Source organism: Microbacterium sp. Cr-K32 (assembly GCF_000708345.1).
In the GTDB taxonomy this organism is placed as follows: domain Bacteria; phylum Actinomycetota; class Actinomycetes; order Actinomycetales; family Microbacteriaceae; genus Microbacterium; species Microbacterium maritypicum_A.
Genome location: NZ_JARD01000008.1, coordinates 87,884 through 112,515, shown reverse-complemented (window position 1 = coordinate 112,515; position 24,632 = coordinate 87,884). Strand labels below are relative to the sequence as shown.

General features: G+C 66.1%; 24 protein-coding genes. 9 read left to right on the top strand and 15 right to left on the bottom strand.

What is annotated here, in order from left to right; translation table 11 throughout:
* Window positions 1-51 precede the first annotated feature (51 nt).
* The gene (locus tag GZ64_RS0101875) at window positions 52-990 is read left to right on the top strand and encodes a 5'-3' exonuclease (RefSeq protein ID WP_029264932.1); all 939 of its coding nucleotides are present in this window, start codon (window positions 52-54) and stop codon (window positions 988-990) included.
* A gap of 23 nt (window positions 991-1,013) precedes the next feature.
* Here the strand turns inward: GZ64_RS0101875 and GZ64_RS0101870 are convergent, their stop codons facing one another.
* Both GZ64_RS0101870 and trpD read right to left on the bottom strand, forming a co-directional pair.
* Entirely contained in the window at window positions 1,014-2,000 is a 987-nt protein-coding gene (locus GZ64_RS0101870) for a PHP domain-containing protein (RefSeq protein ID WP_029258328.1), read from the bottom strand.
* A 2-nt stretch (window positions 2,001-2,002) separates the two neighbouring features.
* The gene (gene trpD / locus GZ64_RS0101865; protein WP_029264931.1) at window positions 2,003-3,073 is read right to left on the bottom strand and encodes an anthranilate phosphoribosyltransferase; all 1,071 of its coding nucleotides are present in this window, start codon (window positions 3,071-3,073) and stop codon (window positions 2,003-2,005) included.
* Between the two features lie 192 nt (window positions 3,074-3,265).
* Here trpD and ctaE point away from each other — a divergent pair, with 192 nt between their 5' ends.
* The 7 genes from ctaE to GZ64_RS0101830 all read left to right on the top strand — a co-directional run bounded on the left by ctaE (window position 3,266) and on the right by GZ64_RS0101830 (window position 9,317).
* Window positions 3,266-3,919 carry an aa3-type cytochrome oxidase subunit III gene (ctaE, locus tag GZ64_RS0101860; protein ID WP_029258330.1) on the top strand — a complete coding sequence of 218 codons (654 nt, stop codon included), beginning with the start codon at window positions 3,266-3,268 and terminating at the stop codon, window positions 3,917-3,919.
* Window positions 3,920-3,939: 20 nt separating this feature from the next.
* The gene (qcrC, locus tag GZ64_RS0101855; RefSeq protein ID WP_029258331.1) at window positions 3,940-4,743 is read left to right on the top strand and encodes a cytochrome bc1 complex diheme cytochrome c subunit; all 804 of its coding nucleotides are present in this window, start codon (window positions 3,940-3,942) and stop codon (window positions 4,741-4,743) included.
* A 36-nt stretch (window positions 4,744-4,779) separates the two neighbouring features.
* The gene (gene qcrA, locus GZ64_RS0101850) at window positions 4,780-5,856 is read left to right on the top strand and encodes a cytochrome bc1 complex Rieske iron-sulfur subunit (RefSeq protein WP_021201548.1); all 1,077 of its coding nucleotides are present in this window, start codon (window positions 4,780-4,782) and stop codon (window positions 5,854-5,856) included.
* On the top strand, window positions 5,853-7,664 hold the full coding sequence (gene qcrB, locus GZ64_RS0101845; protein WP_029264929.1) for a cytochrome bc1 complex cytochrome b subunit: 1,812 nt from the start codon (window positions 5,853-5,855) through the stop codon (window positions 7,662-7,664). The genes qcrA and qcrB overlap by 4 nt, the downstream gene beginning before the upstream one ends.
* Before the next feature lie 80 nt (window positions 7,665-7,744).
* Entirely contained in the window at window positions 7,745-8,149 is a 405-nt protein-coding gene (locus tag GZ64_RS0101840) for a RidA family protein (protein ID WP_021201550.1), read from the top strand.
* Entirely contained in the window at window positions 8,146-8,667 is a 522-nt protein-coding gene (locus tag GZ64_RS0101835; protein ID WP_029264928.1) for a GNAT family N-acetyltransferase, read from the top strand. The genes GZ64_RS0101840 and GZ64_RS0101835 overlap by 4 nt, the downstream gene beginning before the upstream one ends.
* Window positions 8,668-8,897: 230 nt before the next feature.
* Window positions 8,898-9,317 (top strand): rhodanese-like domain-containing protein, encoded by a 420-nt coding sequence (locus GZ64_RS0101830; protein ID WP_029264927.1) that lies wholly within the window; start codon window positions 8,898-8,900, stop codon window positions 9,315-9,317.
* 65 nt (window positions 9,318-9,382) lie between these two features.
* Here the strand turns inward: GZ64_RS0101830 and ctaF are convergent, their stop codons facing one another.
* The 5 genes from ctaF to GZ64_RS0101805 form a co-directional block, all read right to left on the bottom strand.
* Window positions 9,383-9,817 (bottom strand): aa3-type cytochrome oxidase subunit IV, encoded by a 435-nt coding sequence (gene ctaF, locus GZ64_RS0101825; protein ID WP_021201553.1) that lies wholly within the window; start codon window positions 9,815-9,817, stop codon window positions 9,383-9,385.
* A 3-nt stretch (window positions 9,818-9,820) separates the two neighbouring features.
* The gene (gene ctaD / locus GZ64_RS0101820; RefSeq protein WP_021201554.1) at window positions 9,821-11,554 is read right to left on the bottom strand and encodes an aa3-type cytochrome oxidase subunit I; all 1,734 of its coding nucleotides are present in this window, start codon (window positions 11,552-11,554) and stop codon (window positions 9,821-9,823) included.
* 3 nt (window positions 11,555-11,557) lie between these two features.
* Complete coding sequence (gene ctaC, locus GZ64_RS0101815; protein ID WP_029258335.1) at window positions 11,558-12,460, bottom strand: aa3-type cytochrome oxidase subunit II; 903 nt, start codon at window positions 12,458-12,460, stop codon at window positions 11,558-11,560.
* 140 nt (window positions 12,461-12,600) lie between these two features.
* Complete coding sequence (erpA, locus tag GZ64_RS0101810; RefSeq protein WP_017830247.1) at window positions 12,601-12,963, bottom strand: iron-sulfur cluster insertion protein ErpA; 363 nt, start codon at window positions 12,961-12,963, stop codon at window positions 12,601-12,603.
* 70 nt (window positions 12,964-13,033) lie between these two features.
* Window positions 13,034-14,437 (bottom strand): dipeptidase, encoded by a 1,404-nt coding sequence (locus tag GZ64_RS0101805; protein WP_029264926.1) that lies wholly within the window; start codon window positions 14,435-14,437, stop codon window positions 13,034-13,036.
* 46 nt (window positions 14,438-14,483) lie between these two features.
* On the opposite strand from GZ64_RS0101805, the gene GZ64_RS0101800 reads away from it, so the two are divergent.
* Window positions 14,484-15,056, top strand: coding sequence for a DUF3043 domain-containing protein (locus tag GZ64_RS0101800; RefSeq protein WP_029264925.1), 573 nt, complete (start codon window positions 14,484-14,486; stop codon window positions 15,054-15,056).
* Here the strand turns inward: GZ64_RS0101800 and GZ64_RS0101795 are convergent.
* From GZ64_RS0101795 to GZ64_RS0101760, 8 genes are all read right to left on the bottom strand, one after another.
* Entirely contained in the window at window positions 15,031-16,068 is a 1,038-nt protein-coding gene (locus GZ64_RS0101795; protein WP_021201558.1) for a quinone-dependent dihydroorotate dehydrogenase, read from the bottom strand. The two genes, GZ64_RS0101800 and GZ64_RS0101795, sit on opposite strands and share 26 nt — an antisense overlap.
* Window positions 16,069-16,078: 10 nt before the next feature.
* Window positions 16,079-16,549: a transcriptional regulator NrdR gene (gene nrdR / locus GZ64_RS0101790; protein WP_021201559.1), complete on the bottom strand. Its 471-nt coding sequence runs from the start codon at window positions 16,547-16,549 to the stop codon at window positions 16,079-16,081.
* 10 nt (window positions 16,550-16,559) lie between these two features.
* Window positions 16,560-17,864 carry a histidinol dehydrogenase gene (gene hisD / locus GZ64_RS0101785; protein WP_029264924.1) on the bottom strand — a complete coding sequence of 435 codons (1,305 nt, stop codon included), beginning with the start codon at window positions 17,862-17,864 and terminating at the stop codon, window positions 16,560-16,562.
* Window position 17,865: 1 nt separating this feature from the next.
* Entirely contained in the window at window positions 17,866-19,116 is a 1,251-nt protein-coding gene (locus tag GZ64_RS0101780) for a hypothetical protein (RefSeq protein WP_029264923.1), read from the bottom strand.
* A gap of 71 nt (window positions 19,117-19,187) precedes the next feature.
* Window positions 19,188-22,706, bottom strand: coding sequence for a DNA polymerase III subunit alpha (dnaE, locus tag GZ64_RS0101775; RefSeq protein ID WP_021201562.1), 3,519 nt, complete (start codon window positions 22,704-22,706; stop codon window positions 19,188-19,190).
* 156 nt (window positions 22,707-22,862) lie between these two features.
* Window positions 22,863-23,498: a hypothetical protein gene (locus GZ64_RS0101770; RefSeq protein WP_029264922.1), complete on the bottom strand. Its 636-nt coding sequence runs from the start codon at window positions 23,496-23,498 to the stop codon at window positions 22,863-22,865.
* Window positions 23,495-23,995: an RNA polymerase sigma factor gene (locus tag GZ64_RS0101765; protein WP_081859635.1), complete on the bottom strand. Its 501-nt coding sequence runs from the start codon at window positions 23,993-23,995 to the stop codon at window positions 23,495-23,497. Before GZ64_RS0101765 ends, GZ64_RS0101770 begins: the two co-directional genes overlap by 4 nt.
* A gap of 31 nt (window positions 23,996-24,026) precedes the next feature.
* Window positions 24,027-24,626 (bottom strand): GNAT family N-acetyltransferase, encoded by a 600-nt coding sequence (locus GZ64_RS0101760; RefSeq protein WP_029264920.1) that lies wholly within the window; start codon window positions 24,624-24,626, stop codon window positions 24,027-24,029.
* Window positions 24,627-24,632: the final 6 nt, after the last annotated feature.

Sequence of the window (24,632 nt, the reverse complement as noted above, 5' to 3'; positions counted from 1 at the left end):
TCCGGCCCGCGACCACCGGCCCGTGTCGCACGCCCGTGCCAGACTGTGCTGGTGACCGATCGCCTCATGCTGCTCGACACCGCCAGCCTCTACTTCCGCGCCTTCTACGGCGTCCCCGACAAGGTGACGGCGCCCGACGGCGCTCCGATCAACGCGGCGCGCGGTCTGCTCGACATCATCGCGAAGCTCGTCACGCTCTACGAGCCCACCCATGTCATCGCCTGCTGGGATGACGACTGGCGCCCGCAATGGCGCGTCGATCTGATCCCCAGCTACAAGACGCACCGTGTCGTCGAGGTCGTCGAGGTCGGACCTGACATCGAAGAGGTCCCCGACCCCCTCGAAGCGCAGATCCCCCTCATCCGGGAGACGCTCGCCGCGATCGGGATCCCGATCATCGGGGTGGCGGAGCACGAGGCCGACGACGTCATCGGCACGCTCGCGACCGGAGCGACGATGCCGGTCGACATCGTCACCGGAGACCGCGATCTGTTCCAGCTCGTCGACGACTCCCGCGATGTGCGGGTCATCTACACCGCGCGCGGCATGAGCAATCTCGAGGTCGTGACCGATGCGACCGTGGTCGCGAAGTACGGGGTGCTCCCCTCGCAGTATGCCGACTTCGCCACCATGCGCGGCGACGCCTCAGACGGTCTTCCCGGTGTGGCCGGGGTCGGTGAGAAGACCGCCGCGACGCTGCTGCAGACCCACGCCGATCTCGAGGGCATCCGCGCGGCCGCCGAGGCCGGAGAGGGCATGAGCGCCGGGGTGCGGGCGAAGGTGCTCGCCGCATCCGCCTACCTCGATGTGGCCCCCACCGTGGTCGCGGTCGCCACGTCGCTTCCCATCACGACGCCCGATATCCCGTTGCGGGTGCTCGATCCCGCGGAGGTCGATGCGGCGACGGCTCTCGCCGAGAAGTGGAACCTCAGCGGCTCGATGACGCGCGCGGTGGCAGCGGTGTCGAAGGCCGCCCTCGCGTCCGGCTGACCCCCGGTCAACCGCAGCTGCACCTATTCCGCCCAGGCGAGAAGCCGGGAGAGTCCCCAGGTCGTCACGATCCGGGAGGCGGGAATCCCCGCGCGCTCGGCTCGCTCCGCGCCGTGATCCAGCAACGAGAGCTGACCGGGAGCATGCGCATCCGAGTCGATGGAGAACAGGCATCCGGCTTCGAGCGCGATAGCGATCAGTTCATCCGGCGGATCCTGACGCTCGGGGCGCGAGTTGATCTCGACCGCCACTCCGTTGTCCGCGCAGGCGGCGAAAACCGCCGCCGCGTCGAACGCCGACTCCGGGCGGGTCCCTCGTTCCCCCTGCACCAGGCGCCCGGTGCAGTGCCCGAGCACGTTCACCCTGGGGTGCGACACCGCGGCGATCATGCGTGCGGTCATCGGACGCGAGTCCATCCGCAACTTCGAATGCACCGATGCCACGACGATGTCCAGTTCGCGGAGCAGGGAGTCCTCCTGGTCGAGAGCGCCGTCCTCGAGGATGTCGACCTCGATGCCGGCGAGCAGGGTGAAGCCGTCACCGGACTCCGCACGCACCAGGGGCATCTGCTCCCGAAGCCGCTCGGCCGAGAGCCCTCTGGCCACCCGAAGACGCGGCGAGTGATCCGTTATCGCCTGATACTCATGGCCCAACGCGCGAGCTGCCGCTGCCATGACAGAGATGGGAGTAGTGCCGTCGGACCAGTCGGTGTGAGCGTGCAGGTCGCCGCGCAGCTTCGTGCGCAGCAGCGAGACACGCTCAGGTTCGACGTCGCCACGCAGCTCGACGAGGTAGTCCGGCACCTGCCCGGCCTGCGCCTGACGGATCACCGCGAAGGTGGATTCTCCGATGCCCTTCGCCGCTCTCAGGCGGGTGGGATCGGCCCGGACGTCGTCCGGGAGATCCTGCAGGGTCGCCGCAGCCTGACGAAAAGCCTTCGCTCGGTACCGTGAGGCCCGCTCGCGCTCCAGAAGAGAGGCGATCTCCAGCAGGGCGTCGACGGGATCCACGGTCACTCCTTCGGGGCCGCCAGCTCGCGACTGACGGAGATCCACTGGTCGAGCTTGGCCAGGGCACGGCCGTCGTCGACCGCCGCCGATGCCTTGTCGTACCCCTCGCGCAGTCGTTCGAGGATCGGGCGCTGCACCTGCATGGCGTCCTGGGAGAGTTCGAACGCGACGATGCCCGCCGCCGCATTGAGCAGCACGATGTCGCGCACCGCCCCGGTCTCCCCCGCCAGCGTCCGTCGAAGCACCTCCGCGTTGTGCTGCGGAGATCCGCCGATCAGGTCGGCCAGGTCGGCGATCGGGATGTCGAGGTCACGGGGGTCGAGGTCGTGCTCGTGGATGTCCCCGCGGGTGACCTCCCAGATGCGGCTGTGGCCGGTCGTGGTGAGCTCGTCGAGTCCGTCGTCGCCTCGGAACACCAGCGCGGTCGCGCCGCGGGTCCGGAAGACGCCGGTGATCAGCGGTACGCGCTCGATCTGCGCGACACCCACGGCGTTGGCTTCGGCGCGCGCAGGGTTGCACAGCGGCCCGAGCATGTTGAAGACGGTGGGTACCCCGAGCTCCGCGCGGACGGATCCTGCGTGCTTGAAGCCGGGGTGGAACGCGCCCGCCCACGCGAAGGTGATCCCGGTGCGGTCGAGGATGGAAGCGACGGCGGCGGGGTCGAGTGACAGCTCGAGGCCGAGAGCACCGAGCACGTCTGAGGAGCCGGAAGCCGAACTCGCCGCACGGTTGCCGTGCTTGACGACGGGCACGCCGGTGGCGCCGATGATGATCGCCGCCGTGGTCGAGACGTTCACCGTGCCGACGCGGTCGCCGCCCGTCCCGACGATGTCGAGGACATCAGGAGAGACGGGAAGAGGGACCGCAGCCTCGAGGATCGCGTCGCGGAAGCCGACGATCTCGTCGATCGTCTCCCCCTTGGCACGAAGAGCGACGAGGAATCCTGCCAGCTGGGCCTCCGTGACGTTGCCCTGCATGATCTGCCGCATGGCCCACGTCGACTCCCACACGCTGAGATCGCGACGCTCCAGAAGAGAGGTGAGCACGTCGGACCAGGTCAGGGAATCAGCCATGTGTGCGATCCTATCGGCGCAGAGAAAACATGCAGATGCTTCCGAACACACGTGCACCCCACCCCCACCCCTTGTTTCCCGCGGATTCACCGGGTATTCGCAGTGTTTTCTTAGGGTCTCCTAAGTCGTCGACCGGCAACTCGAAGGTCGCCGGTGCAAGAATCACGCCCGCGGATCGGCCATAATGGAGGGGTGACGACCTCAGCGACGTATGCCCCGGCGGCGAGAACGATTAAGCGGCCCAACCCGGTAGCTGTCGGCACCATTGTGTGGCTCGGCAGTGAGGTGATGTTCTTCGCGGGACTCTTCGCGATCTACTTCACCCTCCGCAGCACCTCCCCGGAGCTGTGGGCGGCCCGGACCGAGCTGCTGAACGTCCCGTTCGCCGCAGTGAACACTGCGATCCTCGTACTCTCCTCGTTCACGTGCCAGATGGGCGTGTTCGCGGCAGAGGACCTGCAGCCCTACAAGATCGGCAAGGGACAGAAGAACGGCGCCGGACGCCGTCGCCTGTTCGGATGGGGAATGGTCGAGTGGTTCTTCCTCACCTTCGCCCTCGGCGCGATCTTCGTCTCCGGCCAGGTCTGGGAGTATGCCCAGCTCGTTGCTGAGGGCATGCCCATCAGCGCTGACTCGTACGCTTCCGCGTTCTACCTGACGACGGGCTTCCACGCCCTGCACGTCACCGGCGGACTGGTCGCGTTCCTGCTCGTCATCGGACGCGCATACGCCGTCAAGAACTTCCGGCACAAGGAGGCGACCTCCTCGATCGTGGTGTCCTACTACTGGCACTTCGTCGACGTCGTCTGGATCGTGCTGTTCCTCGTTATCTACTTCCTGAAATAAGAGCGGAGCTGATCCCCGAGATGGCACGAGAGAAGAAGCGCCGTTCCAGCGGTCGTCGCAGCCCTTTGGCGGCGGCCGCGCTCATCGGCGCAGGCCTCATGATCACCGGCGCCGTGTACGCCGGCGCGACCGCTGCGTTCGCCGCGACCGACACCCAGTCGGCGGCGACCTCGCAGTTGACCGTCGAGGACGGCAAGAAGCTGTTCACGGCCAACTGCGCCACCTGCCACGGTCTCGACCTGCAGGGAACCGCCAATGGCCCCAGCCTCTACGGCGTGGGTGAGCTGGCGACCGAGTTCCAACTGTCGACCGGCCGCATGCCTCTGCAGATGCAGGGCCCCCAGGCGCCGCAGAAGGCCCCGCAGTTCACCGAGGACCAGATCCTCGCGATCTCGTCCTTCGTCCAGTCCGAGGCTCCCGGCCCGACGTTCCCGTCGGACCACATCCTCGACGGCAAGGGCGATGTCTCCAACGGCGCCGAGCTGTTCCGCGTCAACTGCGCGATGTGCCACAACGTGGCCGCCGCGGGTGGAGCGCTCACCGAGGGCAAGTACGCCCCCGGACTCAGCGAGACCAGCGCGCTGCACATGTATGCCGCCATGGTCACCGGCCCCCAGAACATGCCGGTCTTCGGCGACATGAACCTGTCCGACGAGGACAAGCGAGACATCATCTCGGCGCTGCTCTTCCAGCAGCAGTCCGTGCAGATCGGTGGCTTCTCGCTGGGCTCGCTCGGTCCGGTCTCCGAAGGCCTGTTCGTGTGGATCTTCGGTATCGGCGCGCTCGTCGCCGTCACCGTGTGGATCACGGCGAAGTCCAACTGACGCTTAATCATCGAAGAGGAACGTACGAGGAGCACCATGGCACACGACGACGACTCGCAGGCTCTTGACAGGGCCTACCAGCCCTCTCCGGGGCTGGGTGTCGCAGTCAGCGATCCCGTGCAGAACCCCGGGCTTCCGCCGCACCGCGAGCGGATGACCGATAAGGACCCGCGCGCCGAGAAGGCCGCTGTCCGCACTGTCTACACGCTGTTCTATCTCTCGCTCGCCGGCAGCATCTGGGCGGTCGCCGCCTACATGCTGTTCCCGATCGAGAGCGGCGCGCTCATCGACATCCGGCAGAACAACCTCTTCATCGGTCTCGGCATCGCGCTCGCGCTGCTGGCCCTCGGCATCGGTGCCATCCACTGGTCCAAGGCCCTCATGTCCGACAAGGAGTTCATCGAGCACCGCCACCCCACCCGTGGCAAGGACTCCACGCGCGAAGCGGCCATCAAGGCCTTCTCCGACGCGAATGAGGAGTCGGGCTTCGGCCGTCGCTCGATGATCCGCAACTCGCTTTTCGCCGCGATCGTCGCCTCGATCATCCCCGGCGTGACGCTGTTCCGTGGCCTGGCGCCGCACTCCACTCCGGAAGACCCCACCGCGGGCGACCCGGTCGTGCTGCTCAAGCACACCATGTGGGAAGAGGGCGCGCGCCTGGTGCGCGATCCCGACGGCACCCCGATCCGCGCGGCTGACGTCACCCTGGGTTCGGCGTTCCACGTGATCCCGGAGGAACTCGCCACCCTCAGCCACAGCGACGGCTACCTCGAAGAGAAGGCCAAGGCCATCGTGCTGATGATGCGCCTGCGCCCCGAGCAGCTGATCGAGGCCGAGGACCGCAAGGACTGGTCCTACGACGGCATCGTCGCGTACTCCAAGGTCTGCACGCACGTCGGATGCCCTGTGGCTCTGTACGAGCAGCAGACCCACCACCTGCTGTGCCCGTGCCACCAGTCGCAGTTCGACGTCACGGACCATGCAAAGGTCATCTTCGGCCCGGCGGCTCGTCCGCTGCCGCAGCTGCCCATCACCGTCGATGACGAGGGCTACCTGGTCGCACGCAGCGACTTCAAGGAACCCGTCGGCCCGAGCTTCTGGGAGCGCCATTGAGCACCGCAACGCTGTCCAAAGAGGACAAGGACACCAAAGCGCCCCTCGGCGGTCGCTTCGTCGGTGCCGCGTCGAACTACATCGATGAGCGCACCAGCCTCTCCGGCTTCGTCAAGGAGCTCGGACGCAAGATCTTCCCCGACCACTGGTCGTTCATGCTCGGCGAGATCGCGCTCTGGAGCTTCGTCGTGGTGTTCCTCTCCGGAACCTTCCTGACGTTCTTCTTCCAGGCGTCCATGGTCGAGACCCACTACACCGGCGCCTACGCTCCGATGCGGGGTATCGAGATGTCCGCGGCGCTCGAGTCGTCGCTGCACATCTCCTTCGATCTGCGCGGAGGACTCCTGGTCCGGCAGATCCACCACTGGGCCGCCCTCGTGTTCATCGCCGGCATCGGCGTGCACATGCTCCGCGTGTTCTTCACCGGTGCCTTCCGCAAGCCGCGTGAGCTCAACTGGGTGATCGGCTTCATCCTCTTCATCCTCGCGATGGCCGAGGGCTTCACCGGATACTCGCTTCCCGACGACCTGCTCTCGGGCAACGGCCTCCGCATCATCGACGGCATGATCAAGGGTCTCCCCCTGATCGGCACCTGGACCTCGTTCCTCCTCTTCGGTGGCGAGTTCCCGGGTACCGACATCGTCGGACGCCTGTACACGCTGCACATCCTGCTGCTGCCGATGCTCGTCATCGCGCTGATCGTGGTGCACCTGATGCTCATGATCATCAACAAGCACACGCAGTTCGCCGGCCCGGGCCGCACGAACGACAACGTCGTGGGCTACCCGATGATGCCGGTGTACATGTCCAAGATGGGCGGATACCTGTTCATCGTCTTCGGCACCATCGTGTTGATCGCGACGTTCTTCCAGATCAACCCGATCTGGAACTACGGTCCGTACGACCCGTCCCCTGTCTCTGCCGGCACCCAGCCCGACTGGTACATCGGCTTCGCCGACGGCGCCCTGCGTCTGGCACCGTCGAACTGGGACATCGTCTTCCTCGACCACACCTGGTCGTTCGGCATCATCGCCCCGGTTCTGGTCCTCGGCCTGTTCATCGTGGCGGTGGCGATCTACCCCTTCATCGAGGCGTGGGTCACCGGAGACAAGCGCGAGCACCACATCGCACAGCGCCCGCGCAACGCCGCGACGCGCACGGCGATCGGTGTGGCCGGCGTCATCTTCTACGCCGTCCTCTGGGCTGCAGCATCGTCCGACCTCATCGCGACGCACTTCATGCTCACGATGGAGGGCGTGATCCACACGCTGCAGGCCCTGCTCTTCCTCGGGCCGATCCTCGGTTACTTCGTCACGAAGCGCATCTGCATCGCGCTGCAGAAGAAGGACCGCGAGATCGTTCTGCACGGTTTCGAGTCCGGCCGCATCGTCCGCCTCCCCGGAGGCGAGTTCATCGAGGTGCACCAGCCGGTCGACAAGTACGACCGCTGGAAGCTGATCGATGTCGACACTTACGAGCCCCTCGTGGTGCGCCCCAATGACAAGGGCCGCATCCCGTGGACCGAGAACCTCCGTTCCTCGATCTCCCGTTGGTTCTTCGAGGACCGTCTCGCCCCGCTCACGCAGGCCGAGGTCGAGGCGGCGGATGCTCACCAGCACCACGTCACGGCCCACAACGACGAGACCGAGGCTGCAGAGATCCAGGGCGCCCACGAGCGCGCAGGATTCCCTGACGCCCCGCTCACGGTCGATGAGACCCACGTCGACGAGACGCCGAACACGCCGAGCACGGTCATCGCGACCGAGCCGGTGAAGAAGCCTCGCAAGAAGTCGGAGGAGGGCGAGTAGTCGCCACTCCCCCACTGATGAAGGCCTCGTCCCTGCGGACGGGGCCTTCATCGTTAATCCCCTAATGAGAGGATCGATCCATGTCGTCCGTCGTCCAGCTGATCCGCGGCACCGCCCTCGCCGAAGTCCCCTACGCCTACGCCGCGACCGCACCGGCCGGCTCACGCCTGATCTTCCTCGCCGGCGCGTGCCCGCTGAACGACGATGGCACGACTGCTGCACCCGGTGACTACGCCGCTCAGGCGGCCAAGTGCGTAGAGACCCTCCAGGGGGCGCTCGAGATCGCCGGCGCGACCATCACCGACGTCATCAGCACGCGGGTACTCGTGGCCTCCTCATCGCAGGCCGACCTCGTCGCGGCCTGGGATGTCATCCATGCGGCTTTCGGCGCGCACGACGTGCCCAGCACGCTCCTGGGCGTGACGGTGCTCGGCTACGACGACCAGCTGGTCGAGATCGAAGCGATCGCGGCTGTCTCCGAATGAGCATCAACGTCGTCGTCCGCCCGGCCGCGCCCGACGATGACGCGGCAACGGAACAGATCGAAGTGGCCGCCGATGCCCTCCTCATCGAACGGTTCAGAGCCGTCGACTGGCCTCCCCCGACGCCCCCGCAGGAACGCGCGTCGATGCCGGGCTTCGTCCTCGTCGCCGAACGCCACGACGGGACCACCACGACGCCGGTCGTTGTCGGATTCGTGCACGTGCTGGAGCTCGACGGCCACGCGCATCTCGAGCAGCTCTCGGTGCTTCCCTCTTACGGACGCCAGGGTATCGGTCGTGAGCTCGTCACAGCCGCGCTCACGGAATCGCGCCACCGGGGTCATACCGAGATCACCCTTCGGACCTACGTCGACGTGCCCTGGAACGCCCCCTTCTACACGTCCTGCGGCTTCGTCGTGAGCGAGCCGGACACCTCACTGCTCCGAGATCTGGTCCAGGTCGAATCCGCGCTGGGCCTCTTCGAGCACGGACCGCGCACGCAGATGACGGCTGTGCTCTGATTCACGGCTGTGCTCTGATTCACGGCTGTGCTCTGATCCACGGATGTGCTCTGATCGGTAGCAGTACGTCGATCGTCGAACGCGCCACGACCGACGACGGCACCTCTGCCGCTGACCTCGCCGAGCCGCCCTGGCTGGCGTATACCCCCGGCTCCGGCATTGACCGCAATCCGTCGCTGAGCGACTGGATTCCGCCGGATGGTTCCCGCGTGTCTCCGTAGGCTGGAATCATGATCGATCGTGCCGAGTTCTACGCAGCCAAGTTGACCTATGAGACAGACCCCAGCGATGTGCACGCGGCGCTCAAGGCCGGCGAGAACATCGTCGTCGTCGACGTCCGCTCCGACGAGGCGTGGGCCCAGGGGCGGATCGCCGGTGCCGTGCACATGCACTACAGCGAGATCGCCTCGCGTGCTGCCACCGAGATCCCCGAGGGTACGGACGTGGTCGTCTACTGCTGGAGCCCCGGCTGCAACGCCGGCGCCAAGGGCGCGCTCGAGTTCGCCCGCCTCGGATACGCCGTACGCGAGATGATCGGCGGTTTCGAGTACTGGGTCCGGGAGGGTTACGCGGTCGAAGACAGCGATGGCGTCCACCACCGCCCCGTGGATCCGTTGACCGGCATCGCACGCATCCGCGCCCACGCCTGATCACGGCCCCGGCGCACGAAGAAGGCCCCCGGATTCCTCCGGGGGCCTTCTTCAGTGCAGCTGGGTCAGCGGGCGAAGTTGCCGCGGTAGTACTCGTACACCCAGCCGACGATCGCGACGACGAAGATCGCGAGGCCGATCGGCAGGAGGAAGTGCCCGACCGCGAGCCCCACCACGAAGACTCCCGCCGAGGCAGCGAGGACGATGGGCCACCAGGACCACGGGCTGAACTCGCCGAGCTCCGGGTCACCGTCGTCGATGTCGGAGGTCAGGATGTCTTCGGGCAGCTCACCACGCTGCGCCTTGTGAGTGCGATCGAGATAGAACGCGATCATCGCTGCCATGAAGGCGGCGAAGAACAGGGCGACCGTACCGACCCACTCGATTCGCATCGCGAAGTTGTCGTTCGGTGTGGCCAGAATGTGCCAACCGGTGTAGACGACTCCGACGAGAGCGAAGAACGCCGTCAGGATCCACCAGAGAATGACGTTGTCGCGCATGACTTAGTGGGCCTCTCGCTCGCCGGGAGCCGTCGTGGCGAACTCCGCTGCCTCCGGGTGATTCAGGTCGAACGCAGGCCGCTCGCTGCGGATGCGCGGGATCGACGTGAAGTTGTGACGCGGGGGCGGGCAGGACGTCGCCCACTCGAGCGATCCGCCGTAGCCCCACGGGTCGTTGACCGTGACCTTCGGAGCCTTGCGGGCGGTGATCCAGACGTTCAGGAAGAACGGCAGCATCGAAGCGCCCAGGATGATGGCACCGATCGTCGAGACCTGGTTCTGCCAGGTCCAGCCGTCGGCCTCCGAGTAGTCGGCGTAACGACGCACCATGCCGTCGACGCCCAGCCAGTGCTGGATGAGGAAGGTCATGTGGAAACCGATGAACAGAAGCCAGAAGTGCACGTAGCCGAGGCGCTCGTTCAGCATGCGTCCGGTCCACTTCGGCCACCAGAAGTAGAAGCCGGCGAACATGGCGAACACCACGGTTCCGAACACCACGTAGTGGAAGTGGGCGACCACGAAGTACGAGTCGGAGAGGGCGAAGTCCAGCGGCGGAGCCGCGAGGATGACACCGGTCAGACCACCGAAGACGAACGACACGAGGAACCCGAGGGCGAAGACCATCGGAGTCTCGAAGGTGACCGACCCTCGCCAGAGGGTACCGATCCAGTTGAAGATCTTCACACCCGTCGGCACGGCGATCAGCATCGTCATGAGCGCGAAGAACGGCAGCAGGACCGAGCCCGTCACATACATGTGGTGAGCCCACACCGCGACCGAGAGAGCAGCGATGGCGATCGTCGCGTAGACAAGGGTCTTGTATCCGAAGATCGGCTTGCGGCTGAAGACCGGGAAGATCTCGGAGACGATACCGAAGAACGGCAGCGCGATGATGTACACCTCGGGGTGACCGAAGAACCAGAACAGGTGCTGCCAGAGCAGAACGCCGCCGTTGGCCGGGTCGTAGATGTGAGCACCGAGGATGCGGTCGGCTGCCGCGGCGAAGATGGCTGCGGCAAGCACCGGGAACGCCATCAGGATCAGGAGGCTCGTGATGAGCGTGTTCCACGAGAAGATCGGCATGCGCCACATCGTCATACCGGGGGCACGCATCGTGATGATCGTGGTGATGAAGTTGACGGCACCGAGGATCGTTCCGAATCCGGAGATGCCGAGACCCACCATCCAGAGGTTTCCACCCGCACCCGGCGAGAACGATGCCCCTGCCAACGGCTGATAGGCGAACCACCCGAAGGATGCCGCGCCCTGCGGGGTGAGGAAGCCGGCCACCGCGATCGTGGAACCGAACAGGAAGAGCCAGAAGGCGAAGGCGTTCAGACGCGGGAAGGCGACGTCAGGGGCACCGATCTGCAGGGGCAGGATCGCGTTGGCGAAGCCGGCGAACAGCGGCGTCGCGAACATCAGCAGCATGATCGTGCCGTGCATCGTGAACAGCTGGTTGTACTGCTCCTTGGTCGGGATGATCTGCATACCCGGCGCGAACAGCTCGGCACGGATGACCAGTGCCATCACACCGCCGAGGAGGAAGAACATCACCGACGCGATCAGGTACATGTACCCGATGGTCTTGTGGTCGGTGGAGGTGATCCACTTGACGACGATGTTGCCCTTCTGCTCGACGCGCGAGGAGCTCATGAGAGCGGCCTGGCGTGCGGGCAGAGTCTGGGGACGCGAGCGGGGAGACTCGTCGGTACGGGGAGCTTCTGTGGTCGACATGGCTTACTCCCCTCCTTCCTCGGTGTCGGTCTTCGGGGTGGTCCCCGGAAGGTTCGAGAGACGGTCGTAGGCGCCGGTGATGTCACCGGTGTTGCCCTGCTCCTCGAGCGACGCGAGGTAGGAGTCGTACTCGCTCTGCGAGACGACCTTCACGTTGAAGAGCATCATCGAGTGGTACTCACCGCAGAGCTCGGCGCACTTGCCGGCGTACTCGCCCTCACGGGTGGGGATGAACGACCAGGAGTTGTCCTTCCCGATGAACATGTCCTTCTTGTACAGGAAGTCGATGATCCAGAAGGAGTGGATGACGTCGCGCGACTGAAGGTTGATCGTGACCTTCTTGTCGACCGGCAGCACCAGTGTCGGCAGCTGCGCCTGATCGATGTTGCCGTCCTTGTCGGGCTGGGCCTGGATGCCCATGGTCCACACGGCGTCGGAGTTGTCCTTCTCGTCACCGTCGTACTGGAAGTCCCACGCCCACTGCTTCGCGATGGCGGTGATCTCGACGTCGGGCTCGTCCCACTTGGCCTCGATCTCCGTCTGATCGCGGGCGGTGAAGAAGAACATGCCCAGAACCAGGATGAGCGGCACGATCGTGTAGAAGATCTCGATCGGCATGTTGTAGCGCATCTGCACCGGGAGACCGGTCTGGCCCTTGCGACGGCGGTAGGCGATCGCCGCCCAGGCCATCAGGCCCCAGGTGATGATGCCGACGGCGAGAAGCACGATCCACGAGTTGACCCAGAGCGACGAGACACGCTCGGTCTGGTTGGTGGCCGCGGGTCCACCCTCCACGAAGCCCGGAAGAAAGCCGTTCAGCTCGGTGGGAGAGCATCCCGCCAGGGCCAAGGCTGCCGCAACTCCCACAGGGAGGGCGGCCCAACGAAGGCTGCGTTTCGAGGGCACGATGCACCTTTCAGATCGCGAACAGAGCACACCCAAGTCTAGGGCAACCTCACACCTGATTCATGCCATCCACGCAGGTTGTGGAACCAGAACGGCCGCCGTCACCGATGGTGACGGCGGCCGAGTCGGCAGAGCGAGGATCAGTGGAAGCTGTCGCCGCAGGCGCAGCTGCCCGCTGCATTGGGGTTGTCGATCGTGAACCCCTGCTCGGAGATCGTGTCCTTGAAGTCGATCGCCGCACCGTCGAGGTACGGGACGCTCATGTTGTCGATGATCACCTCGACGCCGTCGAAGTCGACCGTCTCGTCGCCCTCGAGATAGCGCTCGTCGAAGTACAGCTGGTAGATCAGGCCCGAGCATCCGCCCGGCTGCACGGCGACACGCAGACGCAGGTCGTCGCGGCCTTCCTGCTCGAGGAGGTTCTTCACCTTCGTGGCAGCAGCGTCGGTCAGGGTGACGCCGTGTGCGCGGGTGGTCTCTGGGGAGAGTGTGGTGTCGCTCATGTCGCTCCTTGTGACGGGCCGCAGGTGCACGGCTTCTCGGATGATTCTACCGCCGCAGATGCTGTGAGGCTCAGAGTTCCGCCTCATTCATGCGGGCCAGCAGCAGCGCCTCGGTCGCGACCGCATGACGGAACGTGTCGAGGTGCAGCGACTCGTTCGGGCTGTGTGCCCGCGAATGGGGATCTTCGACACCGGTGACCAGGATCTGTGCAGCCGGGAACTCTCGCACCAGATCGGCGATGAAGGGGATCGATCCCCCCACGCCCAGATCGACCGGAGCGACTCCGTAGCCGTCACGCATGGCGTCGCGGGTGAGGGCGACCGCCCAGCCGCTCGTGTCCACCAGGAAGCCGTCGCCGAGATCGACATCCGAGAACGTGAGCTCTGCTCCGAACGGCGAATGCGCACGAAGGTGACTCTCGAGTGCGTCGTAGGCTTCCTGACCGGTCTGCCCGGGGGCGACGCGAGCGCTGATCACGACGGTCACCTCGGGGAGCAACGTGTTGGACGCCGCCGCGACGCTCGTGGCATCGATACCGATCACCGTGACCGACGGCTTGTTCCAGATGCGGCTGAGGATCGTCCCGTCACCGATCGGAGTGGTGCCGGGCAGAAGTCCGGCCTCATCGCGCAGAGTCGCCTCGGTGTAGTCCGGCGTCGGCGCATCGCGCTCCGTCATCCCCTCGACCGCCACCGAGCCGTCGGCGTTCCACAGCGTGGACAGCAACGTCACGGTCGCCATCATCGCGTCGGGCACCGCGCCACCGAACATCCCGGAGTGCGAGGCGTGGTCCAGGGTGCGCACGCGCATCGTGAAGCGCGCGTTGCCGCGGAGGGAGACCGTGAGCCCCGGTGTGACGGAGTCCCAGTTGCCGGAATCCGCGACGACGATGGCGTCGGCGCGGAGCGCGTCCTTATTGTCGGAGAGGAACTGGGCGAACGAGCGGGATCCATACTCCTCTTCCCCCTCGATGAACATCGCGATCCCGAGCTCGAGGTCATCGCCGAGCACCTCGCTCACCGCGCGGATCGAGGCGATGTGCGACATGATCCCGGCCTTGTCGTCTGCCGCTCCACGCCCGTAGAGACGCCCGTCGCGCACGGTCGGCTCGAACGGCGGCGTCTCCCACAGAGCGTCATCCCCGGGAGGCTGCACGTCGTGGTGCGCGTAGAGCAGGATGGTGGGCTTGCCGTTGCGCGCCGCGCGGGTCGCGAGGACGGCCGGCTGTCCCTGCTCGTCAGTGCCCGGGATCGCGGCGCGGAGCACGCGAACCTCGTCGAACACCCCGGTGTCCGATGCCAGGGCCGCCACGGCCTCCGCACTGCGTTCCAGCTGGGTCTGATCGAATGCGGGCCAGGCCATCCCCGGAATGCGTACGAGGTGACCGAGATCCGATAGCGCTGCGGGGATTCCGGTCGCCACCGCCTCGAGGACGGCGGCATCGGACTCACGGGGAGGAACAGGAGAGGTCATGCGAGTAATCTTAAGGTGATCCCCCGCCGGCGAACCGAGGAACTCCGTGTCCACTACCCCTGCCTCCCCTTCCACGAACGACGACGCCCCCGAGACGACTGCCGTCGGCAAGGGGCGCGCGACGCCGACCCGTGCGGAGCAGGAGGCAGCACGTCGCCGCCCCCTGGTCGCCAACACCAAGGAAGCGAAGGCGGCCGCGAAGGCGGACCTCAACGAACGTCGTGCCCGCGCCCAGGCCGGCATGGCCGCCGGCGAGGAGAAGTACCTCCCTGTCCGAGACAAGGGCCCGCAGCGCCGTTGGGTGCGCGACTACGTGGACGCCGGCTGGCACCCGGCCGAGTTCGTGATGGGAGTGATGGTGCTGGTCATCCTCGCCTCGCTCGTTCCGGCCAACACGGTCATCTCGTTCTACGCCTACATCGTCATGATGGGCTACCTCGTCATCGCCATCGGCGGCATGGTCCTGCTCGGCATGCGGGTCAAGCGCAAGGCCGCGGCGAAGTTCGGCAAGGATCGCCTCGAGCGCGGCCTCGGATGGTACGCCGCGATGCGCGCGCTCCAGATGCGCTTCATGCGTCTGCCGAAGCCGCAGGTCAAGCGCGGCCAGTACCCCGACTGAGCAGTCCCCTGTTGATCTCGCGGCCCCAGAACGGACCGCGGTACAGGAAAGCGGTGTAGCCCTGCACGAGGGTCGCCCCCGCATCGAGGCGCTCCTGCACGTCGGACGGCGTCTCCACTCCCCCGACGGCGATCACGCAGAAGTCGGAAGGAACCGCTTCGCGCACCACGCGGAGCACTTCGAGCGAGCGCTTCTTCAACGGCGCTCCGGACAGACCTCCCGCTCCGGCAGCCTCGACTGTGGCGGCATCCGTGAGCAGCCCGTCTCGGCTGATCGTGGTGTTGTGAGCGATGATTCCTGCGAGCCCCTCGGCTACCGCCATCTGAGCGATCGCCGTGATCTCCTCGTCAGAGAGGTCCGGTGCGATCTTGACGAGCAGCGGAGTGGCCCCGGCTGCCTCGCGCACGGCACGCAACAGCGGCGCGAGCGTTTCGACGGCCTGCAGTCCCCGAAGGCCCGGGGTGTTCGGAGACGACACGTTCACGGCCAGATAGTCGGCGAGCGGAGCCAGCCGCGCCGCCGAGGCCACGTAGTCGGCCGTCGCATCCTCGACCTCGACGACTCGGCTCTTGCCGATGTTGACGCCGATGATCGTGTCGGGGGCCCCGCGACGCAGGCGTGCGAGACGACGTGCCGCTGCATCCGCACCCGCGTTGTTGAAGCCCATCCGATTGATCACGGCACGGTCCGCGATGAGACGGAAGAGCCGCGGCTTCGGGTTGCCATCCTGCGGTATCGCGGTCACGGTGCCGACTTCCACGTGCCCGAAGCCGAGAGCCGCGAGTCCCCGCACACCCACCGCGTTCTTGTCGAAACCTGCGGCGACGCCGAACGGTGACGGGAACGTGAGACCGAGCGCTTCGACGCGCAGCGACGGGTCGGGACGAGTGATCGCACGCGTGGCCCACGAGAACGGGGGCACGCCGAGAACGCGGATCACCGCCATGCCGGCGTGGTGGGCGAACTCGGGATCGAAGCGCGAGAGGACAGCGCGGAAGAGCAGCGGATACATCCCTGCCAGATTACCGCTCCTCGGACTCCCTCTTCGTGTGGTCGGCACGCAGATCGGTGATCGCGGCCTCGAAGTCCTCGAGGGAGTCGAACGCCTGGTAGACGCTGGCGAAGCGCAGGAACGCGACCTCATCGAGTTCACGCAGCGGGCCGAGGATCGCGAGACCGATCTCGTTGGTGTCGAGCTGCGAGACACCGGTCTGGCGCACGGCCTCTTCCACGCGCTGTGCGAGCACGGCGAGGTCGCCCTCCGTGACCGGACGGCCCTGGCATGCCTTCCGCACGCCCGTGATGACCTTCTCGCGACTGAACGGCTCCATCACGCCGGAACGCTTGATCACGTTGAGGCTCGCGGTCTCGGTCGTCGTGAAACGGCCACCGCACTCCGGGCACTGTCGACGGCGCCTGATCGAGAGCCCGTCGTCGCTGGTGCGTGAATCGATGACGCGGGAGTCGGGGTGTCGACAGAAGGGGCAGTGCATCTGACCGATCCTACGCGGTGAAACGGGCCTCGATCGCTTCACCGTGTGCGGGGAGCACCTCGGTGTCGGCGAGGGCGACGACTCCGGCACGCACGGCAGCCAGCGCAGCCCTGTCGTAAGAGATGACCTGCTGCGGACGGAGGAACGTGTACGACCCGAGACCCGGGGCGTAACGCGCCTGTCCCCCGGTCGGCAGCACGTGGTTGCTGCCGGCCATGTAGTCTCCGAGGCTGACCGGCGTCTGGTCGCCGACGAACACGGCACCGGCACTGGTGAAGTCGGCGGCGGCATCCTCGGCGTCGACGAGGTGCAGCTCGAGGTGCTCCGGCGCGTAGGCGTTGCTGAACGCCGTGGCCATGGCCCTGTCATCCACGAGGACGATCGCGGACTGCGGTCCCGAGAGAGCGGCGGCGACACGCTCACTGTGGCGGGTTCTCGCTGCCATGCGCTCCACCTCGACGGCGACCTGTTCGGCGAGCTCGGCCGCATCGGTGACCAGCACCGCGGACGCCTGCTCGTCGTGCTCAGCCTGGCTCACGAGATCGGCGGCGATGAGTCGCGGATCCGCGTGGGAATCCGCGACGACGAGGATCTCGGTCGCCCCGGCCTCCGAGTCCGTGCCGACCACACCGGCGACCGCGCGCTTCGCGGACGCGACGTAGTTGTTGCCGGGACCGGAGACGACATCGACGGGATCGAGATCCAGTGATGGCACACCGTAGGCCAGGGCGCCGATCGCTCCGGCACCGCCCATCGCGTATACCTCCGTCACTCCCAGCAGAGCCGCCGCCGCGAGGATGGTCGGGTGAATCCGCCCGCCCTGATCCGACTGCGGCGGCGATGCCAACGCGATCTGCTCGACCCCGGCGATCTGCGCGGGCACGACGTTCATGATCACGCTGGACGGGTAGACGGCCTTGCCGCCGGGGATGTAGACCCCCACGCGGTGCACCGGCTGCCACCGCTGCGTGATGACGGCCCCGTCCCCGATCCGGGTGACCTGTGTTGCCGGAACCTGCGCGGCGGAGGCCAGACGCACTCGGCGGATCGCCTCTTCGAGCGCGCCCCTGACCTCGGGAGCGAGTTCAGCCAGCGCTGCGGTGATGTGTCCGGCGGGCACTCGTACGGCGTGATCCGTGACGGCGTCGAATCGTTCGGCCTGCTCGCGAAGAGCGTCCTCGCCACGGTCGCGCACGTCCTCGACGATCCGCGCAGCGGTTTCGAGCGCTTCGGCACGCGCCTGGGTGGCCCGGGGTACCGCGGCGAGCATGCCTGCGGGCGAGAGCTCGCGCCCTCGCAGGTCTATGGTGCGCATTTCAGCCCTTCGTGATGTCGGAGATGTCGTGGAGGTAGCCGATCCGTCCGTCGTCATGTCGCACGACGAACGCACCCCCACGATCTTCGATCACCAGTGCCCACGCGCTCGGGCCGATGCGGAACAGCGGTTCACCACGCTCGTCGTGGACATCGCGCTCCGAGGGAGCGAGGATCCAGAACGGTTGAGCGGCGGGGGCCGCCTCGCGAGGGTTGGTCGCTTCGAGGTCGGCGTCGGAGACGCCCTCCAACACCAGCGGCGCCGGCTCTTCCGCAACGACGTCGGTCTCATACGTCGCCGCCGTCTCCAGAAGCGACTCGATGCTCCCGGTGTCCGAGACGATCTCGGGTTCCTGACCGCGCGAACGACGCGAGTAGGCGGGCACATACTCCTCATCCGAGGACTCCTGCTCGGTACCGATGCCGCCGCCCGAGGCGTGGGCAGTGAGGGGCACCTGCTCGGCGAGGTCGAATCGGGCGATCTCGTCGGTCGCCTGCCTCCCGGAGGGCTCGACATCGAGCGGGACCACGAGCGCTGGCGTCGCACCATCGACGATGACATCTGTCCGGCCGTCGGCCTGCGCCTCTGCCCCCTCGAGGGATGCGGACGAGTCGGACCCCGCAGGCGATGCCTCGGCCGACTCGCCGGACGGTTCTTCCGCTGCCGGCGCAGGCTCAGGACGCGGCCGCGCGATGACCGGACGCACCGGATTCGCGTTGCGGTGCGCGAGAGTCACCAGGCGACCGTGGAAGTCTTCCTTCAGCCCCGGGATGATCGGAGCGAACACGGTGAGGACGACGAGGGCCAGAGAGGTGATCACCATGGCAACCCCGTTCCACGGAAGGCTCCAGGCGCCTCCGGAGACGAGTGCGGAGATCGCGAGCCACAGGCTACCGGCCCAGACCACCGCTGACACGGAGAACGCGACCGAGGCGAACTGATCGATCCCCAGCGAACCGACCCGGCGGATGCCGTCGGGCGAGAAGCGGCGCAGCACGAGAAGGAAGACGGCGACGGTCGGGAGCGCGATCGGGAGTATCCATTGGATGCCGACGCCCCACAGCGAGAGGTCGCCGATCAGCGGGAAGAAGGAGAAGACGAAGGACAGCAACCAGACGCCCACGATCAGCAGCTCACGCAGTGTGAAGCCGAGGATGCCGAACTCCGGCGTGACCTCTTCGTCGTAGAGGACGCCGTCATCGTCGCCGAAGACGATGTCCTCGGTGTCCGATCCGGGGAGATCCGTGCTCATGCGTGGTCCTTTCGTCACAGGGCTCGACGGGTGGATTCGTCGTGCTGCCGACGGCTCACGATCCTACCCGCTCACCCCAGACAGGTGGGTCCGAGCAGTGACTTGAGGTCACCGAACAGGTCTGCGGACACCTTGACCGGCATGGGCACCTCGAACACCTTCGCGGTGCCCCCGCGATGCACCCGAAGCAGCACTTCGGTGTCGCCGTTGTGCCGTCGCAGCACCTCTGCGAGCTCCATCATCACCCGCTCTGTCGCGCGCTGCTCGGCGAGGACGAGGGCCAAGGGACCCGCCGCGTCGAAGGACCCCACATCCGGGGCGAAAGCCGACTGCGCGTGCAGGTTGAGTCCGTCATCGCGCCGGGACACGCGCCCGCGGACTGCGAGAATCGCATCCTGCTGCAGCGTGTGCTGGAACTCGGTGTAGGTCTTTCCCATGAACATCACGGTGACCTCACCGTTGAAGTCCTCGACGGTGATCATGCCGTAGGGATTTCCGCTCGCCTTGGCGACGCGGTGCTGCACGCTGGTGACGAGCCCGGCCACCGTCACCTGGTCGCCGTCCTGCAGGTCTTCGGAGTTGTTGAGGTCGTGGATTGAGATCGATGCATGCTTCGCGAGAGGCACCTCGAGCCCGGCCAAGGGGTGGTCGGACACGTAGAGACCGAGCATCTCGCGTTCGAAAGCGAGCTTGTCCTTCTTGATCCACTCGGGGCGGGCGGGGACCTTGGCGGGAGCGACCTCGTCCATGCCGTCGTAGAGGCTGTCGAAGTCGAACCCGATGGCGCCCTGTGCCTCGTTGCGCTTGCGATCGACGGCGGCCTCCACCGCGTCTTCATGCACCTCCATGAGCGCTCGACGGGAGTCGCCCATCGAGTCGAAGGCGCCGGCCTTGATCAGCGACTCGACCGTGCGCTTGTTCGAGACGTGCAGCGGAACCTTCTCGAGGAAATGGTGGAACGAGGTGAAGCGCTCGTCCTTGCGGGCCTGCACGATCCCCTCGACGACGTTGCTGCCGACGTTGCGGACGGCGCCGAGGCCGAAGCGGATGTCGTCGCCGACGGCCGCGAAGAAGTTGATCGAGTCGGAGACATCGGGCGGAAGGACCTTGATGCCCATGCGGCGGCACTCATTCAGGTAGAGCGCCATCTTGTCCTTGGAGTCGCCGACGCTGGTGAGCAGCGCCGCCATGTACTCGGCGGGGTAGTGCGCCTTGAGGTATGCGGTCCAATACGAGACGAGACCGTATGCGGCGGAGTGGGCTTTGTTGAAGGCGTAGTCCGAGAAGGGCAGCAGGATGTCCCACAGCGCCTTGATGGCCGCCTCGCCGAATCCGCGCTCGGTCATACCGCCCGCGAAGCCTTCGTACTGCTTGTCGAGCTCGGACTTCTTCTTCTTGCCCATCGCTCGACGCAGGATGTCTGCCTGTCCGAGGCTGAACCCCGCGACCGCCTGGGCGATGGCCATGACCTGCTCCTGGTAGATGATGAGCCCGTAGGACTCCTCCAGGATCTCGGCGAGCGGCGCCTCCAGCTCGGGGTGGATCGGCGTGATCTCCTGCACCCCGTTCTTGCGCAGCGCATAGTTCGTGTGCGAGTTGGCTCCCATGGGACCCGGCCGATACAGGGCGATGAGGGCCGAGATGTCACCGAAGTTGTCGGGCTTCATCAGACGCATGAGCGAACGCAGCGGCGGGCTGTCGAGCTGGAAGACGCCCAGGGTGTCGCCGCGCGCGAGCAGCTGGTACACGCCAGGGTCGTCGAGACCGAGATGTTCGAGGTCGAGCTCTTCGCCACGGTTCGTGCGGATGTTGTCGAGCGCATCCGAGATGATCGTGAGGTTCCGGAGCCCCAGGAAGTCCATCTTGATCAGACCGAGGGACTCGCACGACGGGTAGTCGAACTGCGTGACGATCTGCCCGTCCTGCTCGCGGCGCATGATCGGAATGATGTCGAGGAGCGGATCGGACGACATGATCACGCCGGCGGCGTGCACGCCCCACTGGCGCTTCAGCCCTTCGAGACCCAGCGCGCGGTCGAAGACCGTCTTCGCCTCGGGATCCGTCTCGATCAGGGTCCTGAACTCGCTCGCCTCCTTGTACCTCGGGTGAGCAGAGTCGAACATGCCGTCGAGGGGCATGTCCTTGCCCATCACGGGCGGCGGCATCGCCTTGGTGAGGCGCTCCCCCATGCTGAACGGGAAGCCGAGCACTCGACCGGCGTCCTTCAGCGCCTGCTTGGACTTGATCGTTCCGTACGTGACGATCTGCGCGACGCGCTCGGATCCGTACTTCTCCGTGACGTAGTCGATGACCTCGCCGCGGCGCCGGTCATCGAAGTCGACGTCGAAGTCGGGCATGGAGACACGGTCGGGGTTGAGGAAGCGCTCGAAGATGAGTCCGTGCTCGAGCGGGTCGAGGTCGGTGATCTTCATCGCGTAGGCGACCATCGAGCCGGCACCCGAGCCACGGCCGGGGCCCACGCGGATGCCGTTGTCCTTGGCCCAGTTGATGAAGTCGGCGACGACGAGGAAGTATCCCGGGAAGCCCATCTGCAGGATGATGCCGGTCTCGTACTCGGCCTGCTTGCGCACCTTGTCGGGGATGCCGCCGGGATATCGGTAGTGCAGGCCGGCCTCCACCTCCTTGATGAGCCAGCTGTCCTCGGTCTCGCCGTCGGGCACAGGGAAGCGCGGCATGTAGTTGGCCGAGGTGTTGAACTCGACCTCGCAGCGCTCGGCGATCAGCAGGGTGTTGTCACAGGCTTCGGGGTGGTCGCGGAACAGTTGGCGCATCTCGGCCGCGGTCTTGATGTAGTACCCGTCGCCGTCGAACTTGAACCGGTTCGGGTCGTCCATCGTCGATCCCGACTGCACGCACAGGAGGGCCTCGTGCGCGTCGGCCTCGTGCTGGTGCGTGTAGTGAGAGTCGTTGGTGGCGACCAGCGGGATGTTCAGGTCCTTCGAGAGACGGAGGAGATCGGTCATCACGCGCCGCTCGATCGACAGACCGTGGTCCATGATCTCGGCGAAGTAGTTCTCCTTGCCGAACAGGTCCTGGAACTCGGCTGCGGCCGCGCGCGCAGCGTCGTACTGTCCGAGACGCAGGCGCGTCTGGATCTCGCCTGACGGGCATCCGGTGGTCGCGATCAGTCCTTTGGAATAGGTCTGCAGCAGCTCGCGGTCCATGCGCGGCTTGAAGTAGTAGCCCTCCATGCTCGACCGGGAGCTGAGCCGGAACAGGTTGTGCATGCCCTCGGTGCTCTGACTCCACATGGTCATGTGGGTGTACGCACCGGAACCCGAGACGTCGTCGCTCTTCTGATCGGGAGAGCCCCACTGCACGCGGGTCTTGTCGCTGCGGTGAGTTCCCGGGGTGACGTAGGCCTCGAGTCCGATGATCGGCTTGACACCCGCGGCATTGGCCGCCTTGTAGAACTCGAAAGCTGCGAAAGTGTTGCCGTGATCGGTCACGGCGATGGCCGGCATCTTGTAGTCGGCGGCCGCCTGGGTCATCGCGTTGATCTTCGCCGCACCGTCGAGCATCGAATACTCGCTGTGCACGTGCAGGTGGACGAAGGAGTCGGATGCCATGCCTCCGATTCTACGGCGGAGCCCCGACACCGGAGGCCGGCGTCGGGGCCCTGGCGCCTCGCTACGGCGCGTCGTCGACGATCGAAATCGACGTCACGACCGAGGCGTTCGGCACGGAAGCCGGTACCCCAGAATGCGAGAACGGTTCGAAACTGGTCACGGCAGAGTGTCGACCACGCTCATCTCGAATGCCATCCGAGAGTCGGGGACGTCACTTGGGATAGGTCCCTCGCCGACGGAGGTGGTGTCCGTGGTCTCAGTCACGATTCCCGTCGCCATGTCGATCGTCAATGTGAACCGCCGAAGAGATGTCTCCGCAGTCTCAGATGCGCCTAGATGGGAGCCGAAGGTGACGGTGCGTTCACCGTCTTGTTCGGCTCCCACCGTTGAGCCCGGGAGCAGGCTGAGCGCCTGATACATCGCAGCACGCATCCCCGGGTCACCGACATTGTGCGACAGCAGTCCGATGAGCAGCCACCCGACCTTTCCATCGGCCCATCCCTGCACATCTGAACCCTGATAGTCGTGAATCCACGCGATCATGGTGGCCGGGTCACGTGGCATCGATTCAAAGAACCACAGGACGTCTTCGGCACCGCTCTCGGGAAGCCGCGGTGAATCCGACGGGAAAGGCGCGACCGCTGGCCCATACGCCTGCATCGTCTCCACCTGTAACGCATGCCCCTGCGCTTGGTCGCCATACACCCCGCCTGCAACCGGAGCCCCCCACTCCTGATACCACTGAGAGTGAAGATCAGCCGGAGCGTAGTCGGCGCCGCTCCGGCTGATCACCCATCCGCTCGATGCCGCCGCGCGCGAGGCGCTGTAGCCGCGACCTCGTCGTAGCTCATCCCCTGCCAGGCATAGAGCAGGAGTGCCTCGCGATCTCTCGGCGCGAGCGCCGCGATGCGCGTCTTCAGCGTCTCGACCTCGCGCTCGGCATCGAGGCGGGACATCGCATCGTCCAGATCTCCGAGCGTCGAGTGCTCTTGCCGGGAGATGGATGCCGCGAACGACTTCCACTGCTTCGCCTCCAGCGCGCGATGGCGACGGATCAGGCGCGAGGCGATGCCGAGAAGCCAGGGCATCGCCGATTCGATGTCCGTGTCGAAATCGGCGCGTCGGCGGAAGGCGACGAGGAATGTCTCGCTCAGGACGTCCTCGGCAGCATGCCGGCCGAGGCGATACGTCGCGAACGCGTTGACCGCGCGCGCATGTCTGTCGAAGAGCTCGGCGAACGCCGCCGGCTGCTGGAGAGATCGCTGGATGATCTCGCTGTCTGTGGTCACGCTATGTATTGGCCGTGCGCCGTCGAGCGGTTCACGCTTTCTTTGACGACTTCTGCGATGCACCCAGATCGAGCCGCATCAGCACCCGAGGAAATCCGTCCAGGACAGAACCGGTGTCTGCCGCCTTCACGAACCCCGCGCTCTCGAACAACGACCGCGTGCCGACGTACGCCATGGTGAGATTGACCTTCTCGCCGCCGTTGTCGACCGGATACCCCTCGATGGCGGGCGCGCCGCGCTCCATCGCGTAGGCCACTGCTCCCTCGATCAGCGCATGCGAGATGCCCTGCTTCCGATAGCCCGGTCGCACGCGAAAGCACCACAGTGACCATACGTCGAGATCGTCGACGTGCGGGATCAGCCGATTCCGCGCGAAACTGGTGCCGCGACGCGGATGCAGCGCCGCCCATCCCACCGGTTCGTCATCGAGGTACGCGATCACGCCAGGAGGTGGATCCTGGTGGCACAGTTCCCGGACCCGATCGGAACGCTCCTGCCCTTTCAGTGCCACGTTCTCTTTGCTGCCGATGCGGTAGCTCAGGCAGAAGCACACGTTCGACGTCGGCTTCTTCGGCCCGACGAGAGTCGCGACATCGTCGAAATCCGTCGCGGGCAGAACCTCGATGGTCATGGGTTC